The sequence below is a fragment of the Microvirga sp. Mcv34 genome (assembly GCF_024519725.1).
Lineage (GTDB): Bacteria > Pseudomonadota > Alphaproteobacteria > Rhizobiales > Beijerinckiaceae > Microvirga.
Genome location: NZ_JALJRK010000059.1, coordinates 14,487 through 30,112 on the forward strand (window position 1 = coordinate 14,487; position 15,626 = coordinate 30,112).

Sequence of the window (15,626 nt, forward strand, 5' to 3'; positions counted from 1 at the left end):
GGGCGGGCCCGTGGAACGGGCCCGCCCTCATTCTGAACCTACCGGCCGAGCCGGTTCGAAATAAAGCTGTTTAGGGCTGTTATTCCTCCACCTCATCAGGATCGGTCACGTCGACCAGGAACATGATGTAGGGGCCCTCGTCCTCCTCATCATCCTCGTCCTCGTCGAAATCGGCGCTCTCGAACTCGTTCTTTTCCTCTTCGGTCGCGGCCCGGACGTTGAGGGTCGCGAACCCGTCCCACAAGGGAGCGCCGTCGCTCTCCAGAACCTTGAGATCGTCCTTGAAGTCCTCGCTCATGAGGAGTTCGCGGGCTTCATCCTCATCGGCATTGGTGATGGCAACAGGTTTGTCGCTGATGGTGAGCGTGAACATGATTCTTCCTTTCCATTCGCCCGCAAGGGATACTCGTAAACGCTCGACCCTGCACGTTCGTGGCAGAGGTTCTGCACAGAAGCGATAGGAAAGAGGCCGGACCTTGGCCCGGCCGGAAACCCGGCGGTTTTCGCCTATTCGACGCCCTTCTTCTTGAGCCAAGCCCGCATCTCGGCGATTTCCCGCTCCTGCTCCCGGATCACGTCAGTGGCCCAATTACGGACCTGTTCGTCCTTGCCGTGCTGCAATGCCACCTTGGCCATGTCGATGGCGCCCTGGTGATGGGGGATCATGCCGCGCACGAAGTCCACGTCCGGGTCACCGCTGAAGGTGATGTCCATGTCGCGGTGCATTGTCTCGTTGGCCTGGCGGTAACCCTGCGTGGCGGGCGTATCCGCCTTCTGGGCCGTCTGTGCCGGTGCGGAGTGGCCGGAATGGCCACTATGCATTCCCTGAGCCTGGGCGAGAATGGGGAAGGCGGACAGAGCAATGGTGAGGGCAAGGAAGCGAAGTTTCATCATTGTTTCTCTTGAGATGGAATGGAAATCGTAAGCCGATCCGGGAGATGTCCGGCCTCAAGCCTCATGCTGAGAAAGAAGTCGGGCCGGAAATCCAGCCTTGTCCAAGGCGGAGAGCAGGAGCGCTTCTCCCTGGCTCGAAGCCACGGTCACGACGTGGCTTTCCAGGTCGCCGTCAACCTGGGCTTGCGGGTCGATCCTCTGGATCGCCTGCCTGACGCTTCTCAGGCAACCGCCGCAAGTCATATCGGGAACATGAAAACGATACATGGTCGGGATCCTTCCTTTTAGGGTCCCGAGGGGTCTAGGCCTTGCCACGATGGGAAGGTCAAGCGAGGTCTTTCAGGTTATTCAGGCTATGTGGCGGTCAACATAAAGGATCTGATTGCAGCCGCTTATCTTCTTCGGGTAGCTCTGTTATCGCGGATAACGATACAACACGGTTCAGGAGTGGCCGAATGTGCCCGGTAAGACGCGTATGAAGGTTGTAACCCATAGCGGCACGTTCCATGCCGACGATGTCTTCGCCTTCTCCATTCTGCGGGAGGCGCTGGGGCCTTTCGCGTTTGAGCGCACCCGCGATCCTGGCCTCATCGAGACGGCTGATCTTGTCTTCGATGTCGGCGGTACCTACGACGTCGCGCGCGGGCGCTACGACCATCACATGCGGGACCTGCCGCGGCGGCCCGACGGCACGCCCTACAGCTCGGTGGGCCTGATCTGGCGAGATTTCGGACGCAACGCTCTGCCTAACTTCATTCCCGGCATCGACGAGGATCTTTTGGACCCGGTCTGGCAGGACATCGATACCAGCTTCATCCTGGCCATCGATCAAGCCGACAACGGGGTGGCGTCGATCAACCAGGGCCACCTGTCGCTCCTGATCGAGGCCTTCAATCCGACCTGGGCCAGCGATCAGTCCTATGACGACGCTTTTCTCGAGGCGGCCGATTTCGCCCGGGGCATCCTCGTTCGGGCCTGCCGACAGGCCCATGCGGAGGCGCAGGCCCAATCGCTGGTGCTGTCCGCCGCCAGGAAAGCACGGGACCCCCGCGTCATCGTTCTCCATCATAAGCTGCCTTGGGAGAAGGCCGTCTTCGAGGGTGGACTGCGCGACCTGCTGTTCATCATCTACCCGAACGAGGACGCTACGGCCTGGTATTGCCGCACGATCCCGCCGGAACCCAACTCCTTCGGCCAGAGACTGTCCCTGCCGGAAGCATGGCGGGGCTTGCAGGAGGAGGAGTTTTCCCAAGCAGCGGGGATCGACGACGGGGTCTTCTGCCATCCGAGCGGGTTCATCTGTGGAGCGCGTTCGCAGGAATCCGCGGTCCGGCTGGCCGAGAAGGCGATCGCCGCCGGTTGATCGTCCGGGCCTCATCCTTCAGGATTGAGCCATGAAGCAGGTGCCTGTCGTCTCCCATCCCGCCTACGAGGCCGTCATGCCCGACGGTCATCGTTTCCCCATGCGGAAATATGGCCGCCTCGCCGAGGTCATCATGGAGAAGGGACTGGTGCCGGGTGGCTTCGCCAAGCCGGAGGAGGCCTCGGCGGAGCTGGTCGCGCTGGCCCATGATCGCGCTTACGTCGATCAGGTCTTCGCCTGCACTGTTCCACGCGAGATCGAGCGGCGGATCGGCCTTCCCATCAGCGAGAGCGTGGTCCGCCGTGCGCGGGCCTCTGCGGGTGGGACATTGCTTGCGGCCCGATTGGCCCTTCAGCACGGGCTTGCGGGCAGCACGGCCGGCGGCAGCCATCATGGGCAGCGGGAGACCGGCGCCGGGTTCTGCGTCTTTAACGATGTCGCCATCGCGGCCAAGGCGCTCCATGCCGAGGGTGCGATCGGCCACGCCCTGATCGTCGATCTGGACGTGCATCAGGGCGACGGCACGGCCGATTGCCTGCGCGATGAGCCGGACCTCTTCACCTTCTCCATGCACGCGGAGAAGAACTATCCCGTCCGCAAGATCCCGAGCGATCTCGATGTGGGTCTGCCCGACGCCCTGGAGGACGAGGCCTATCTCGAGGTGCTCCAGGCGCACCTGCCGCGCCTTCTCGATGCCATCGAGCCGGATCTCGTCTTCTTCAATGCGGGCGTCGATCCGCACCGGGACGACAAGCTCGGACGGCTGGCGCTCTCCGACGAGGGCCTGCGCCGGCGCGACGATTACGTGATCGAACAGGCCCGCAGCCGCCAGATTCCCCTCGTGGCCGTCATCGGCGGCGGCTACTCAAGCGACATCGAATCCCTGGCCCGGCGCCATGCCACCGTATTCGAAGCGATGGCGGCTCGGAGCGAAAGGGAATAGGCGATTAGCGCGCCAGGGACGCCGCAAGCTGCGCGGCGAGGGCTGCGTTGTTCTTCACAAGGGCGATATTGGTCGCGAGGCTTCGCCCGGCCGTTTTGTCGAAAAGATGCGACAGCAGGAACGGTGTCACGGCCTTTCCGACGATGCCGAGGGCCTTCGCCTCGGCTACAGCCGCGTCGATGAATTCCTTCATCTCGGCGGCTGGGATCTCGTTGTCTGCCGGGACAGGATTCGCCACGAGGACGCCGCCGTCGAGCCCCAGGGACTCCTTGGTGCGGATCAGGTCGGCCATCGCGTCCGGACTGTCGAGACGCAGGGGCACTGAGAGCTCGCTCGTCCGGCTCCAGAAGGCCGGGAACCGGTCCGTCCGGTAGCCGACCACGGGCACGCCGCGGGTTTCGAGATATTCGAGGGTGCGCGGCAGGTCGAGGATTGCCTTGGCGCCTGCGCAGATCACCGCCACGGGCGTGCGGGCGAGTTCGTCGAGATCGGCCGAGATGTCCATCGTATCCTGGACGCCTTTATGGACGCCGCCGATGCCTCCGGTGGCGAAGACGCGGATACCGGCCAGATGGGCGCAGATCATAGTGGCGGCCACGGTCGTCGCTCCATGCCGCCCCGAGGCGACCGCATAGGGCAGGTCGGCGCGGCTCAGCTTCATCACGTCCTTGGCCGTGCCGAGCCAATCGAGCTCCGCATCGGAGAGGCCGATCTTGATGCGCCCCTCGATGATCGCGATCGTCGCCGGAACGGCGCCGTTGTCGCGCACCACCGCCTCCACCTCGCGAGCCGTCGCGACATTCTGCGGATGGGGCATGCCATGGGTGATGATGGTGGATTCCAGGGCCACGACTGCCCCGCCTGCGGACAACGTGGTCTGCACCTCGGGAGCGATGTCTAGAACCCGGTCGGCGATGTCGTGCTTCATGGGAGCTCCCGTTCCAACGTAGGCCTTGATCTAGCGAGCAAGGCGGAATCCAGCAAGGCGAGGGACAGGTCGGACCGGACGCTAACGGGGCTCTCGACGGTCAGGGCCGCCGCGACTGTGCCGAGCCGGGCTGCATCGACCAGGGAGGCATCCCCCAGGAGCGCCACGAGCGTCGCGGCGATCAGGGCATCGCCCGCGCCGGTCGCGTCGACGGTCTCGGCCTTGACCGCGTCCACCGCCGCAATCCCGGTCGGGTCCGCAGCGACAAGTCCCTTGCTCCCAAGCGTCAGGACGATCTGCTCCGCCCCGCGGGCGAGCAGGGACTGCGCGGCCGCCTCGGGCGAAATCTCCGGACGGTCGAGATAGACACGCGCTTCGTCGAGATTGAGGAAGAGCACACCGATGCCGCTCAGATCCTGCGGCAGGCGTGCGATCTTGGGGGTCGAGACTGCGTCGAGGGCGAGCATCAGGGCATGCTGCCGGGCAAGCCCGATAAGCTCGTGCAGGGTCTCCGACGGCAGGTTGCAATCGGCAAAGATCCACGCCGATCCGAAAGCCGGCAGCATCCCATGGAGCAGGGCAGGGCTGATCCCGTCGAGGATCGCCATGTCGGCGAGGCCGATGGCGAGCTCTCCGTCCGGCTGGAGCACGGCCACATATTCGGCCGTCGCGTGCGTGTCAGACAGAGCCACCGTCCGCGTGTCGACCCCGAGGTGGTTCAGGTGGCCGAGCAGCGCGCGGCCGTTGTCATCGTCGCCGACGATGGAGGCGAGGGACACCTGGGTTCCAAGCCGCGCCATATTCTCCGCCACGTTGCGGGCGACGCCGCCGAACGAACGTTCCGACACGACGGGATTGGACGTCCCCGGCCGGATTGTCGCCATGCCGCGGTACTTGCGGTCGACGGCCGCGCCGCCGATGCAGATGATCCTGCTTGCTCCCGGCTCCATGCTCTCGATCCACCCTTCGACCATCCTGCAGAGACGATATGACGAAAGGTGGGCCTTGCGGCAATGGCCCTAGGCGCCGCGCCGCCAGATTGAGATGGATCAATGCCGGGACCGGTCATCCTCATAGGATTATTCGACGGCATGGAGGCAGCCATGGATCTGGGATCGGCGATCAGGCGGTGGAAAGCGAACTGGATGCGTATGCATGAACTCGACTCCCTCGACCATGATCAGCGTGAGGCCATGGCCCGGGATATCGGAGTGTCGCCGGACATGCTTCCCATTCTCGCTGCGCGGGGGCCCGAGGCGGGACAGGAACTTCCGCGGCTCATGAAGGCGCTCTCCCTCGATGCCGACCATATCAGGCACATTCATGCCGCCCTGATGCGCGACATGAGTCTGACCTGCTCGGGATGTACGGCGGCGGTCCGTTGCCGGGACGATCTCGCGCAGGGGCAGGCTGAGTCTCACTACGGCGAGTACTGCCCCAATGCCGAGGCTCTTCAGGAGCTTCAGGGCAAAAGTGCCTCAAGCGTGTGATGAGGCGCGAGGCGGAGAGAATTCCTGCCCTGTCTCAGAAGGAGTAGCGGCCCGGTCAGGTATTCATCCGCCGATAACATATGTTTATTCTCAGGTCGGCCGACCGCACGGGCGGTGGGGGCGGATCTTTACCGGTACACGAGTTTGCCAGATATCGTGATGGGCCGCGCTTCGTGCTCACGGGCTGACCCTTAGATCTTTCCACGAACGGAGAGACGCTTTCGGCGAGGCTGGCGGACCATCCCTGCAGGGGAGGTGATATGTCTGCTGCGAGTGCAGCCGAGCCTCGTGTTGCATTGGGAGGCTCTTCGTCCAGAGCCCGTAACCGGATCGTCCTTGCGGCCGCCCTTGCGTCCGGCCTGTCGTTTCTCATGGCCGCTTTCGTCATCTCCTGGCATGTGGTGCCGGGCCGCCACGATGCCGTTCAACGTGGCCAGTCCCTGGCGGCTGCGGCATCCCGAGGACTCGAGCGAGAGACCGATGCGCTCGGGAACGTCCTGAAGGGGCTTGCCGCCTCGCCGCTTCTGACGGCCGACGATCTGGCTGCCTTCCACCGGCAGCTCCTTGCAACGCCCCGTCCTGACGGATCCCGCTTCATCCTGTGGAACCAGGAGCGCGCGATCCTCAGTTCGGCTTTCGCCTATGAGGGGCATCTGCCTTCCCTCAGCCTGTTTCCGGTTGCCGATCAGTCCGTGCAGTCGATCCTTCGCGGTGGCATATCTCTGTCCGGGCGGCTCTACGCGCCTTTGACGAGGGATTGGGTCTTGGCCGTGAGTCTGCCGTTCGCGGGCTCTGGCCGGGATAGCGAACGGATCCTGACTCTCGCCGTGCCGGAGGCCTACTTCGGCAAGGTCATCCGTGAAAGCAGCCCACCGGCCGGCTGGACGGTGTTCCTCCTTGACCGCAATCTTCAGCAGGTGAGATGGGACGAGACGGATCTGCCGCTGGCCTCGCTCCTGCGTCCCCGACTTGCCGAGGCCCTGACGCGAGGGGCCCGGAATGGGCACTTCGACGTTGATGGGAATGGCGGCATGCTCGTCTCCTTCGCGCATTCCGGCAGTACAGGCTATACAACCGTGTCGATGGTCTCGGCGGCCCTGATCGATCCGCCGATCGCGTCGGCCCACCGTTGGCTCTGGTACGCGGGAATGCTCCTGGCCCTGGTGGGAACGGCGTCTGCCGGCGTCGCGCTCAGGAATATCGGCTCGGCGCGCGCTTCGACATCGCTTACGGTTTCGACGAGAGGGCAATCCCGGTCTCGGGTCCCGCCTGCGCCGGAGAGGGAGTTCCTCCAGGCGTCCCTGGATGCTCTTTCGGCTCACATTGCGGTTCTCGACGAAACGGGCACGGTCGTTTCCGTAAACCAAGCGTGGGAGGCGTTCGCCAGGGACAACGGATATTCCGGCCCCGCCTACGGCCTCGGCACGAACTATCTCGATGTCTGCGCACGCGCCCGGCACGCCGACCCGGCCCTCGGACCGATCCACGATGGTCTCGCGGACGTCCTCACGGGGCGGACGCGGGAGTACCGCGACGTTTACCGGTGCGATGGTCCTGATCGGCCGCGCTGGTTCCAGATGCGCGTGACTCGTTTCCTGGCCGGGGGATTGTCCCGCACCATCGTGGCTCACGAAGACATCACCGAGCTCGTCGCCGTCAGGGCCGAGATCAACGCCTTGTCGGAACGCCTCCTGAATGTGCAAGAGGAGGAGCGAGAGAGGATCGCCGTGGAGCTCCACGACTCGACCGCGCAGCATCTCGTGGCCGTGAGCCTTAATCTGATGCAGGTTGGGAGCCTCCGTCTTCCACCCTCGGGGCGCCGCATCCTCGACGAGATCGACCGCTCGCTGGAGGAGGCCCTGAAGGAACTGAGGATCTTCACTTACCTGCTCCACCCGCCCGGATTGGAGAACGACGGTCTCGTGAGCACGATCCGGAATTTCGCCGAGGGTTTCGCGAAGCGGACGGACCTCGAGACGATCCTGCGCTTCGATGAGGCCGCCGATGGGCTGTCGGTCGATCTCCAGCGCGCCCTGTTCCGCATCGTCCAGGAGGGACTGGCGAATGTTCACCGCCATGCCGAGGCGTCCCAGGTTACTCTCAACCTGCGCCTGACATCCGACCAAGTGATCCTTTCCGTGGCGGATAACGGGCGCGGGATGCGCGGCGATCGGGGCGGGACAGGCGCGCGGCAGGCCAGTCTTGGCGTCGGGATCCCGGGCATGCGTATCCGCCTCGGTCGGTTCGGCGGCAGCCTCCGGATCCGCAGCGGCCGACGCGGCACCATCATCCGGGCGGCGGCCCCTCGCTGCGCGTCTATGGCAATGCTGCACAGGGCAGAGAAAAAAAGCTGGATAGGTCGGACATCCGCCCCATGAGGAATCGCCCGGGCGACTTTCAGGGTTTGCCCTGGTTCCGCACTCACGCTTTTAGGTTATAAAAAATGAACCTGGGGAGGGCGCAACCGACCATGACGCGCATCCTGATCGCCGATGACCATGATGTGGTTCGCTCGGGGCTCAATGCCATCCTGAGCAGCCAAACCGGGTGGCAGGTCGTCGCCGAGGCCGAAGACGGGCGCAAGGCCGTTGAGCTGGTCGCCGAGACCAGGCCGGACGTGGCCATTCTCGATTATCAGCTGCCCGCTCTCAACGGCGTTGATGCGACGCGTGAGATCCGCGCGATCAGGCCGCAGACGGAAGTTCTGATCTTCACCATGCATGAGAGCGAGCTGCTGCTGCGCGAGGCGCTCGAAGCAGGGGCCCGCGGCTATTTGCTGAAATCGGACGCCCGGAAATTTCTGATCGCGGCGGTCGAGTCCCTGTCGCAACACAAGCCCTTCTTCACGGGACGCATCTCCGAGGCGCTTCTGAACGCTTTCCTGTCACAGGGCCACGCCGCCGACGGCGCGCTGACGGCCCGGGAGCGGGGCGTGGTTCAGCTCATCGCGGAAGGCCACAGCAACAAGGAGGTGGCGCAGATCCTCGGCCTCAACCTAAAGACCGTTGAAAGCCACCGTGCCTCGGCCATGCGCAAGGTCAACGTCAATTCGACAGCGACCCTGGTCCGGTATGCGATCCGCAACAAGCTAGTCGAGCCCTAATGCAATCTGCTGGACTGATTCCGAGCCTGCCGGGCGGCGCGACGGCCGCCCGGCAGGCCCCTTTCAGTCGCCGCTTGCCCCTTCGGACATCTTCGCCAAGGCGTCCCCGACGGTGAAGGTGTTCGGCTTTTGAACCGCCGGAAAGTCCTTGAAGGTCTCCGCGAACTTCGCCGCCGCAGCTTGGGCCGCGTAAACGAAATAGGCGTTGTGGATCATCCAGTCGTAATAGGTATTGGAGGTGACCGGCGCGAATTCGTACGGGTCGGTACGGAGATTGAAGATCTTGGGCAGCCGCAGCCGAACGAACGGTTCCGCCCAGACACCGAGCGTACCTTGCATGCGCTGCTCCATGAACACGAGCTTCCAGTTGTCGTAACGAATGCCGAGCATGTCGCCGTCGTCACTGAAATAGAAGAAGAAGTTGCGCGGGCACTCCTTCGTCTCGCCGGTCAGGTATGGCAGCAGATTGAAGCCGTCGATGTGGTTCCTATAGGTCCGTCCGATCGCCTCATAGCCGGTCTTCAGCTTCTCCACGATATCGGGTGCTCCGGCCATGGCCAGGAAGGTCGGCAGCCAGTCGTGGTGCTGGATGATGCTGTTGGAGATCGAGCCCGCCTCGATCCTGCCGGGCCAGCGCACGATCAGCGGCACGCGGAAGGCACCTTCCCAATTAGTGTTCTTCTCGCTCCGGAACGGAGTCGTGGCGCCGTCCGGCCATGTATTCCGATGTGGTCCGTTATCGGTCGAGTACATCACGAACGTGTCGTCCGCGATGCCGAGCTCATCCAGATAGTTCAGGACGTCGCCGATGAGCTTGTCGTGGTCCACCATGGTGTCATGGTAGGGCGATTGCCAGCGCCCGGCCTGGCCCAGGCTTTCCGGCTTGGTATGCGTGATGAAGTGCATGTGGGTCGTGTTCAGCCAGACGAAGAACGGAGTGCCTGCATCGTTCTGGCGCTTGATGAAGTCTTTGGCCGCCGCGGCGAATTCCTCGTCGCAGGTTTCCATGCGCTTCCTGTTGAGGGGACCTGTATCCTCGATCTTCTGCTTGCCGACCTTACCCCAGCGGGGCATCTCCGTCGGATCGTCCTTGTCAGTCGCCCAGGAATGGATCACCCCGCGCGGGCCGAACATTTCGCGGAAGTGAGGGAATTCCTCCTTCTTGGGGTAGTCGTACATCTCCGGCTCTTCCTCGGCGTTGAGGTGGTAGAGATTGCCGAAGAACTCGTCGAAGCCGTGATTGGTCGGCAGCATATGGTTGAGGTCGCCGAGGTGATTCTTGCCGAACTGGCCCGTCGCATAACCCTGCTCCTTGAGCAATGCCGCGATGGTGACGGTCTTGTCGTTCATTCCGACGGGCGCGGCGGGCATGCCGACTTTGGACAAGCCGGTACGATAGACGCTCTGCCCCGTGATGAAGGACGAACGCCCGGCGGTGCAGGATTGCTCGCCGTATGAATCGGTGAACATCATGCCTTCCTTGGCGAGGCGGTCGATATTGGGCGTCTGGTAGCCCATGAGGCCGTGCGAGTAGCAGCTCAGGTTGGAGATGCCGATATCATCCCCCCAGATGACGAGAATGTTCGGCTTGCGGTCTTTAGGCGATTTGGCCATGACGGTGCTCCTCATTGTAAAGCTCTGGATTGCTTAGCTGTTTTCCTGCCCGCCGACGGCAGACAGGCCGGAACAAGAGGCGGGACGCAACGTTGTCGGCATCTGTTGATCGGCCTCGCGCGACATCTCGTGACAGCCTGTCCCGGGACAGGCGAGGCGCGTGAAGAGTTTGGAGAGTGGCGTGCTTCTTGACGACAAGTTTTCCTATGGCGGATGGAACGGCCCTACGTGTCGGTCCTGCAGGCAGCCGATCCTGCCGAGCGAGCAGGTGAAGCGCGTGGAGTTCAGGAATGACCCCGACGGGGCAAAGGGGCTGACCGGCGACTATCACCTGGTCTGCAGCCGACGCTTTGCTTCCTTGGCGCATGTGATCAACTTCAATCCCTGGGGCGGGTGGTAGGACAATCCGGTGTCTTGGACGCGTTCTCGGTCCGCCCTTCGTATCGGGAGGCTCTCGGGGCTTAGGTGTCATGACCGGCTCCTTGGATTGGGAGGGGTTCAAGGGGACGGGCCGGTCCCTCCTCAAACGAATGGCCCGACCTGAAAGACCATGCTGGTGATCGCCGCGACGCCGATCACCAGCAGCACCAGGGCGGTGATCAGCGTGAGCGACGGCGGAAACTTGCTCTCCGCGCGAATGAGACCCGCAACCTTCATCGCCGTGCGCTCTTTGCGCAGGCCGAGCATGAATTGGACGTGATAGACGATCCCGATCACCAGCATCGCGATGCCAAGCGCGACGAGAGCTACGCCGAAGTTCCGCTCCGGGCGGGCGCCGGTCAGCAGTTGCTGGTCCCTGAGCTTCTCGAAGACCTGGTAGATCGTGAAGCCGAAGCTGATCAGAGACAGCGATGTGCGGATGACGGACATCAACGTCCTGTCGGCGCTCATGCGGGTACGCTGGAACGACATTCCGGTCCGTCGAGATGACAGCTCGACCGAAATCGTGTCGGAGGCCGACTGCGCATCGACGGGGGGCTTCGGCACGATCGGGTCCATGGCGCTCACCTCGTTGGCCCGGGGTGCGAATGGTGGAGAAACCACCAGCGTGCGATGCGGGTGATGAGGCCGCGAAAAAGGAGATAGGGAACGAAGGCGAGCAGAAGCGCCACCAGCACCATCTCACCAGGGAAGAACGTGTTCAGGACCCTGTACTGGTAGATCGCGTCCATCCCCAGGCCGAGCAGGATGATGCGCCCCGTCGACAGGAAGCCCTCGCGGATCCGCTGCGTCCGCCGCATAGGATCGCGCAGGATCGTCCGGAAATAGGGCAGACGTCCGAGCCTCGCGTCGTTGATCCCGTCGTGCAGGGCTGCCAGGAAAGCCATCGCCGGTTGAAGCAGGAACCGGAATGCCATGGGGCCGCTCGGACGTTCAACGACGTTGTGCCAGATCCGCCGTTCCACATCGAGCGATATGCCGTACCAGGCGATCCCCATCACGATCAGGATCGCCATGAGAGCGACCGCGAGCCAGGCGATCAACCTGGCGCTTCGGGACGTCGCCTGGACCGTCCGATCGGCCACGAACCTCTCCTCGTCTCACGTGGTCGAGGCGGCAAGACACCTGCCTCGAGCTCCCTGTCCATCCCTGGACAAACGCTATCTCATGATGTTCTCCGGCGCCGGACGACGCACCGGAATCCGACATGGCTTGTCGATGTATCGACCGGCTGCGGATGGCGTGCGGCGGGACGGTAGCGGCGGCAATAGCTCGGGGCGCACAGGTGCGACCCGCCCTTGAGCACCCGGCGCGGGATGCGGATCTCCGGCTGGCACGGGTCGTAGCTGTCGCCTTCGCGCCCGCCGCGTGGATTCTCGGGGATGCAACACGCCTTGGGAGCATCGGCCGGATGCTTCGGCGTGTAGAAGTCCGATGTCCATTCCCAGACATTGCCGATCATGTCGTAGAGGCCGTAGGCATTCGGCGGAAACGTGGTCACAGGCGAGGTGCGCTCGTAGCCGTCTTCGCGCTTGTTCTGGAATGGAAAGGCACCCTGCCAGGTATTGGCCATGTGGCGACCGCCGGGCGTGAGCTCGTCGCCCCAGGCGAATTCCGCGCCGTCGAGCCCGCCGCGGGCGGCGTGTTCCCATTCCGCCTCGGTCGGCAGGCTTTTGCCCGCCCAGGCGGCGTAGGCCTCCGCATCGGCATAGGCGACATGCACGACGGGATGGTCGTCGAGACCCTTGATCGACGATCCGCGCCCATAGGGCCGGCGCCAGTTCGCTCCGAAGGTGAAGGACCACCACTGGCTCCAGTCCTCCAGGGAGACCGGGTAGTCCGGCGGGGTGAAGACGAGGGAGCCGGCTTTGAGCATCTCCGGCAGCGCGCCGGGATAATCCTTGGGATCGGGGCTGCGCTCCGCACAGGTGACGTGTCCGGTCGCCTCGACGAAGCGTCTGAACTCCCGGTTGGTGACCGGCGTCCGATCGATCCAGAAACCGTCGACGGTCACACGGTGGACGGGAGCTTCCTCGGGATAGTGCCGGTCCGAGCCCATGCGGAACGTGCCGCCGGCAATGCAGACCATGTTCGGAGCCGGGGCTTCGCCTCGGAACGAAGCGGCTTCGGTCGTGTCGGGTTCGGCGAAGGTCATGGCTTCCTGGTCCTCATGCCATGCAGTTCAGGATGATGGCGAGACGTGACGCTCACTCGGCCGGTGCCGGCGGCGTGACGCCCGTGACCTGCTCGGACGGTTCCTCGCTGAGCCAGCGATAGAGTACGCCACCCAGCGCTCCGCCGATGAGTGGCGCCACCCAGAACAACCAGAGCTGCGCCAGCGCCCAACCGCCCACGAAGAGGGCGGGGCCGGTGCTGCGGGCCGGGTTCACCGAGGTGTTGGTGATCGGAATGCCTACGAGGTGGATCAGCGTCAGCCCGAGGCCGATGGCGATGGGAGCGAAGCCCGCCGGCGCCTTGCCGTGGGTCGCGCCCATGATGATGAACAGGAACATCATGGTCAGGACGACTTCGGCCACGAAGGCGGAGATCACGCTGTACTGGCCGGGGGAGTGGGCGCCGTAGCCGTTGGCGGCGAAGCCCTTCGTCAGGTCGAAGCCGGGAGCCCCGGAGGCGATCAGATACAGCACGAAGGCCGCGATGATGGCGCCGATCACCTGTGCCACGATGTAGGGCGCGATGTCCTGCTTCGGGAAACGCCCACCCGCGGCGAGGCCGACCGTCACCGCCGGATTGAGATGGCAGCCCGAGATGTGGCCGATGGCATAGGCCATGGTGAGCACGGTCAGGCCGAAGGCGAGCGAAACACCGAGCAGACCGATCCCGACCTGGGGAAAGCTCGCGGCGATCACCGCGCTGCCGCAGCCGCCGAAGGTGAGCCAAAAGGTGCCGATGCCTTCGGCGACGCATTTGTGGATGTTGCGGCTGTTGTGGAGATCCATGCTGTCCTCCTTCATGTCGGCGCGCGGACGTGCCGGAGCCCTCGGGCAGCGCCGCCCGTCATGCCGACGTCGCCTCGCGCAAGATTGGGTCCCATGCGATTGAGCTTAGGGAGCCGCGGCAAAAGCGGAATTGGGGGAACACCTGAGGGAAGGCCGGGAAAACACCGAAAGCGAGCGCTCTTCGGAGTAGGGGGCTGACCGCGCTACGGGGTGAGCGTGCCCGACACGGTTTGGCCCAGTCCTTCCACGTGTCCCTGGAAGTTTTCGCGCGTCCGCGGGTCGACGACCGCGACCGGGGCCGAGACGGCGAGGCCCGCCGCCGTGCCGACAGCGGCTGCGGCGCCCGTCGTGACCTGGATAATCCTGTCGCCGATGCCGACCCGGGCATCCGTGAGCGTCTGGCCCTCGGCCAGTTCCTTGCCGATCATGCGCACGACTTCCGGGCTTTCGGCGAACTTCGAATGGTTCAGGGGATCGCCGGTTCGAAGCTTGGACAGGTTCAGCACCGTGATGCCGGACTTGTCCAGGTCGCTGCGATACGGCTCCTGCTCCGGGTCGATGGCGCCGAGCCGCACCGCGTCGCCCCAGATGCGCCGGGAGATCGCCAGTGCCCGGTCGTCCTGCGACACGAAGAGTGTGAAGGACGGGCGGGCCTTGCCCATGTCGAGCACCGCCTCGCGGAACAGGTCCACGTCAACGTCGGGAGCGGCCAGCAGCACGTTCCGGATCTTCGGCGCCACGCGGCCGTCACGGATCGCCATCTGGCGCAGCGCCTCGAGGGTCACCCAGTTGCCCATGGAATGCGCGAGGATCGAAATCTCCCCGACGGCCGGGTCGCTCGCCAGCGTTCGCAGGGTGTTCTCGAGGGCGTTGCGGGAATAGGTGTTGCTCTCCCGATCGTATCCATAGGCCAGCACGCTGCCCCGCGACGGCCAGGTGAACAGCACCGGCACCACGGGCGTTCCGGCGTCGTGGACAATCTGGGCGAAGCGGAAGACCGCATCGTCGAAGCGGTTGTTGAAGCCGTGAATGAACACGAGCACGCGCCGCTGCGGTACGGTCCTAACCGTGCGGTTGAACCAGGTGGTCGCCTGCTTGCGGTCGATGATGTCCGCCTTCAGGGTCACGAAATCCGTGGCAGGATTGCCCGGTACGCTCTGGGGCCATTGCACCTCGCCGGCCGCGCGATTGGCCGCGGGCGGGATCGAGATCGTGAATTCGGCAAAAGACAGTTCCGGCCCACGGCCGCCCGAATAGAATTCCTGCGGATCCGTCGCCCTCATGCGGGTCGTGGCGACGAGCATGTCGACCTTGGTGGCGCCGGGGACCGTCCCGGCCACGGGAAGCAGAACACCCTTGGGGCCGGCGCATCCGGCGAGGCCGAGCGCGACGGCGGCCGCCATGATGCGGCGCCGGGTCCCGCTCGAAGCCTTCATGAGCGGCGTGTGACCGCCGCCTTCTCGTCCTGACCGTCGCATTCGGTTCGCGTTCCCCGGTGTCGTGCCCGGGCAAATCTTCATCAGGTTGTCGCGCTTGTCGAGCGTGAACGCACAAATTCGCTGTTCCGCGGGTGATCGATTTAGGTTTGCCGGGAGAGCGGGCGGCTGTCGGCCTCCGGCCCTGGGGGCATCGGCGATGTGGAATGGGGTACAGGATGAGGCACCGGCATCGCAACGCCGTCCTTCCCGCGCAGGCGGGAAACCAGTGCCGCGGAGAGTTGTGGGTTGGTTCTGCCGCGCCGGCGACCCTGGGTCCAGGGTTCCGCTGCGCGGCCCCGGGATGACAGAGCTGTCGCTCCATCGTCATGCCCGGCCCTGGGCCGGGCATCCACGCCTTGGTGACGGTGCGGTTCCAAAGACGTGGGTGGCCGCAACGAGTGCGGCCATGACG

General features: G+C 64.4%; 17 protein-coding genes. 6 read left to right on the forward strand and 11 right to left on the reverse strand.

From position 1 onward, the window contains the following. Nucleotides 1–79: 79 nt before the first annotated feature. From OC446_RS22510 to OC446_RS22520, 3 genes are all read right to left on the reverse strand, one after another. Nucleotides 80–373, reverse strand: coding sequence for a hypothetical protein (locus tag OC446_RS22510; RefSeq protein ID WP_262031250.1), 294 nt, complete (start codon nt 371–373; stop codon nt 80–82). A 134-nt stretch (nt 374–507) separates the two neighbouring features. Further along, nucleotides 508–894 (reverse strand): DUF305 domain-containing protein, encoded by a 387-nt coding sequence (locus OC446_RS22515; protein WP_262031251.1) that lies wholly within the window; start codon nt 892–894, stop codon nt 508–510. 54 nt (nt 895–948) lie between these two features. After that, nucleotides 949–1,161, reverse strand: coding sequence for a heavy-metal-associated domain-containing protein (locus tag OC446_RS22520; protein WP_262031252.1), 213 nt, complete (start codon nt 1,159–1,161; stop codon nt 949–951). A gap of 190 nt (nt 1,162–1,351) precedes the next feature. Between OC446_RS22520 and OC446_RS22525 the strand changes: the two genes are divergently transcribed. Next, nucleotides 1,352–2,257, forward strand: coding sequence for an MYG1 family protein (locus tag OC446_RS22525; protein ID WP_262031253.1), 906 nt, complete (start codon nt 1,352–1,354; stop codon nt 2,255–2,257). Nucleotides 2,258–2,288: 31 nt separating this feature from the next. After that, complete coding sequence (locus tag OC446_RS22530; RefSeq protein WP_262031254.1) at nt 2,289–3,200, forward strand: histone deacetylase; 912 nt, start codon at nt 2,289–2,291, stop codon at nt 3,198–3,200. 4 nt (nt 3,201–3,204) lie between these two features. Here the strand turns inward: OC446_RS22530 and OC446_RS22535 are convergent, their stop codons facing one another. Together OC446_RS22535 and OC446_RS22540 are read right to left on the reverse strand one after the other, a co-directional pair. After that, nucleotides 3,205–4,128: a pseudouridine-5'-phosphate glycosidase gene (locus OC446_RS22535; protein WP_262031255.1), complete on the reverse strand. Its 924-nt coding sequence runs from the start codon at nt 4,126–4,128 to the stop codon at nt 3,205–3,207. Continuing rightward, on the reverse strand, nt 4,125–5,078 hold the full coding sequence (locus OC446_RS22540; RefSeq protein ID WP_262031256.1) for a carbohydrate kinase family protein: 954 nt from the start codon (nt 5,076–5,078) through the stop codon (nt 4,125–4,127). Before OC446_RS22540 ends, OC446_RS22535 begins: the two co-directional genes overlap by 4 nt. A gap of 153 nt (nt 5,079–5,231) precedes the next feature. Between OC446_RS22540 and OC446_RS22545 the strand changes: the two genes are divergently transcribed. The 3 genes from OC446_RS22545 to OC446_RS22555 all read left to right on the forward strand — a co-directional run bounded on the left by OC446_RS22545 (nt 5,232) and on the right by OC446_RS22555 (nt 8,721). Beyond that, nucleotides 5,232–5,618, forward strand: a complete 387-nt coding sequence (locus OC446_RS22545; RefSeq protein WP_262031257.1) for a DUF6455 family protein — start codon at nt 5,232–5,234, stop codon at nt 5,616–5,618. Between the two features lie 260 nt (nt 5,619–5,878). Then, on the forward strand, nt 5,879–7,996 hold the full coding sequence (locus OC446_RS22550; RefSeq protein WP_262031258.1) for a histidine kinase: 2,118 nt from the start codon (nt 5,879–5,881) through the stop codon (nt 7,994–7,996). Nucleotides 7,997–8,088: 92 nt separating this feature from the next. Next, on the forward strand, nt 8,089–8,721 hold the full coding sequence (locus OC446_RS22555; RefSeq protein ID WP_262031259.1) for a response regulator: 633 nt from the start codon (nt 8,089–8,091) through the stop codon (nt 8,719–8,721). Between the two features lie 63 nt (nt 8,722–8,784). On the opposite strand, the gene OC446_RS22560 is transcribed toward OC446_RS22555, so the two are convergent. After that, complete coding sequence (locus tag OC446_RS22560; RefSeq protein ID WP_262031260.1) at nt 8,785–10,335, reverse strand: arylsulfatase; 1,551 nt, start codon at nt 10,333–10,335, stop codon at nt 8,785–8,787. Between the two features lie 181 nt (nt 10,336–10,516). Here OC446_RS22560 and OC446_RS22565 point away from each other — a divergent pair, with 181 nt between their 5' ends. Further along, on the forward strand, nt 10,517–10,735 hold the full coding sequence (locus tag OC446_RS22565) for a hypothetical protein (RefSeq protein WP_262031261.1): 219 nt from the start codon (nt 10,517–10,519) through the stop codon (nt 10,733–10,735). Nucleotides 10,736–10,857: 122 nt separating this feature from the next. On the opposite strand, the gene OC446_RS22570 is transcribed toward OC446_RS22565, so the two are convergent. The 5 genes from OC446_RS22570 to OC446_RS22590 form a co-directional block, all read right to left on the reverse strand. Beyond that, nucleotides 10,858–11,334 carry a YidH family protein gene (locus tag OC446_RS22570; protein WP_262031262.1) on the reverse strand — a complete coding sequence of 159 codons (477 nt, stop codon included), beginning with the start codon at nt 11,332–11,334 and terminating at the stop codon, nt 10,858–10,860. Between the two features lie 5 nt (nt 11,335–11,339). Continuing rightward, nucleotides 11,340–11,861: a hypothetical protein gene (locus OC446_RS22575; RefSeq protein ID WP_262031263.1), complete on the reverse strand. Its 522-nt coding sequence runs from the start codon at nt 11,859–11,861 to the stop codon at nt 11,340–11,342. A gap of 80 nt (nt 11,862–11,941) precedes the next feature. Then, nucleotides 11,942–12,865: a formylglycine-generating enzyme family protein gene (locus tag OC446_RS22580; protein ID WP_262031266.1), complete on the reverse strand. Its 924-nt coding sequence runs from the start codon at nt 12,863–12,865 to the stop codon at nt 11,942–11,944. Nucleotides 12,866–12,983: 118 nt separating this feature from the next. Next, nucleotides 12,984–13,736 carry an aquaporin Z gene (aqpZ, locus tag OC446_RS22585; protein WP_262031264.1) on the reverse strand — a complete coding sequence of 251 codons (753 nt, stop codon included), beginning with the start codon at nt 13,734–13,736 and terminating at the stop codon, nt 12,984–12,986. Nucleotides 13,737–13,939: 203 nt separating this feature from the next. Further along, nucleotides 13,940–15,172 (reverse strand): alpha/beta hydrolase, encoded by a 1,233-nt coding sequence (locus OC446_RS22590; RefSeq protein ID WP_410055114.1) that lies wholly within the window; start codon nt 15,170–15,172, stop codon nt 13,940–13,942. Nucleotides 15,173–15,626: the final 454 nt, after the last annotated feature.

What these genes read in the sequence shown, in the direction of transcription:
- OC446_RS22510 (WP_262031250.1), bottom strand. Translation starts at nt 373, where the DNA reads ATGTTCACGCTCACCATCAGCGACAAACCTGTTGCCATCACCAATGCC.
- OC446_RS22515 (WP_262031251.1), bottom strand. Translation starts at nt 894, where the DNA reads ATGATGAAACTTCGCTTCCTTGCCCTCACCATTGCTCTGTCCGCCTTC.
- OC446_RS22520 (WP_262031252.1), bottom strand. Translation starts at nt 1,161, where the DNA reads ATGTATCGTTTTCATGTTCCCGATATGACTTGCGGCGGTTGCCTGAGA.
- OC446_RS22530 (WP_262031254.1), top strand. Translation starts at nt 2,289, where the DNA reads ATGAAGCAGGTGCCTGTCGTCTCCCATCCCGCCTACGAGGCCGTCATG.
- OC446_RS22535 (WP_262031255.1), bottom strand. Translation starts at nt 4,128, where the DNA reads ATGAAGCACGACATCGCCGACCGGGTTCTAGACATCGCTCCCGAGGTG.
- OC446_RS22540 (WP_262031256.1), bottom strand. Translation starts at nt 5,078, where the DNA reads ATGGAGCCGGGAGCAAGCAGGATCATCTGCATCGGCGGCGCGGCCGTC.
- OC446_RS22545 (WP_262031257.1), top strand. Translation starts at nt 5,232, where the DNA reads ATGGATCTGGGATCGGCGATCAGGCGGTGGAAAGCGAACTGGATGCGT.
- OC446_RS22550 (WP_262031258.1), top strand. Translation starts at nt 5,879, where the DNA reads ATGTCTGCTGCGAGTGCAGCCGAGCCTCGTGTTGCATTGGGAGGCTCT.
- OC446_RS22555 (WP_262031259.1), top strand. Translation starts at nt 8,089, where the DNA reads ATGACGCGCATCCTGATCGCCGATGACCATGATGTGGTTCGCTCGGGG.
- OC446_RS22560 (WP_262031260.1), bottom strand. Translation starts at nt 10,335, where the DNA reads ATGGCCAAATCGCCTAAAGACCGCAAGCCGAACATTCTCGTCATCTGG.
- OC446_RS22570 (WP_262031262.1), bottom strand. Translation starts at nt 11,334, where the DNA reads ATGGACCCGATCGTGCCGAAGCCCCCCGTCGATGCGCAGTCGGCCTCC.
- OC446_RS22580 (WP_262031266.1), bottom strand. Translation starts at nt 12,865, where the DNA reads ATGGTCTGCATTGCCGGCGGCACGTTCCGCATGGGCTCGGACCGGCAC.
- aqpZ (WP_262031264.1), bottom strand. Translation starts at nt 13,736, where the DNA reads ATGGATCTCCACAACAGCCGCAACATCCACAAATGCGTCGCCGAAGGC.
- OC446_RS22590 (WP_410055114.1), bottom strand. Translation starts at nt 15,172, where the DNA reads ATGAAGGCTTCGAGCGGGACCCGGCGCCGCATCATGGCGGCCGCCGTC.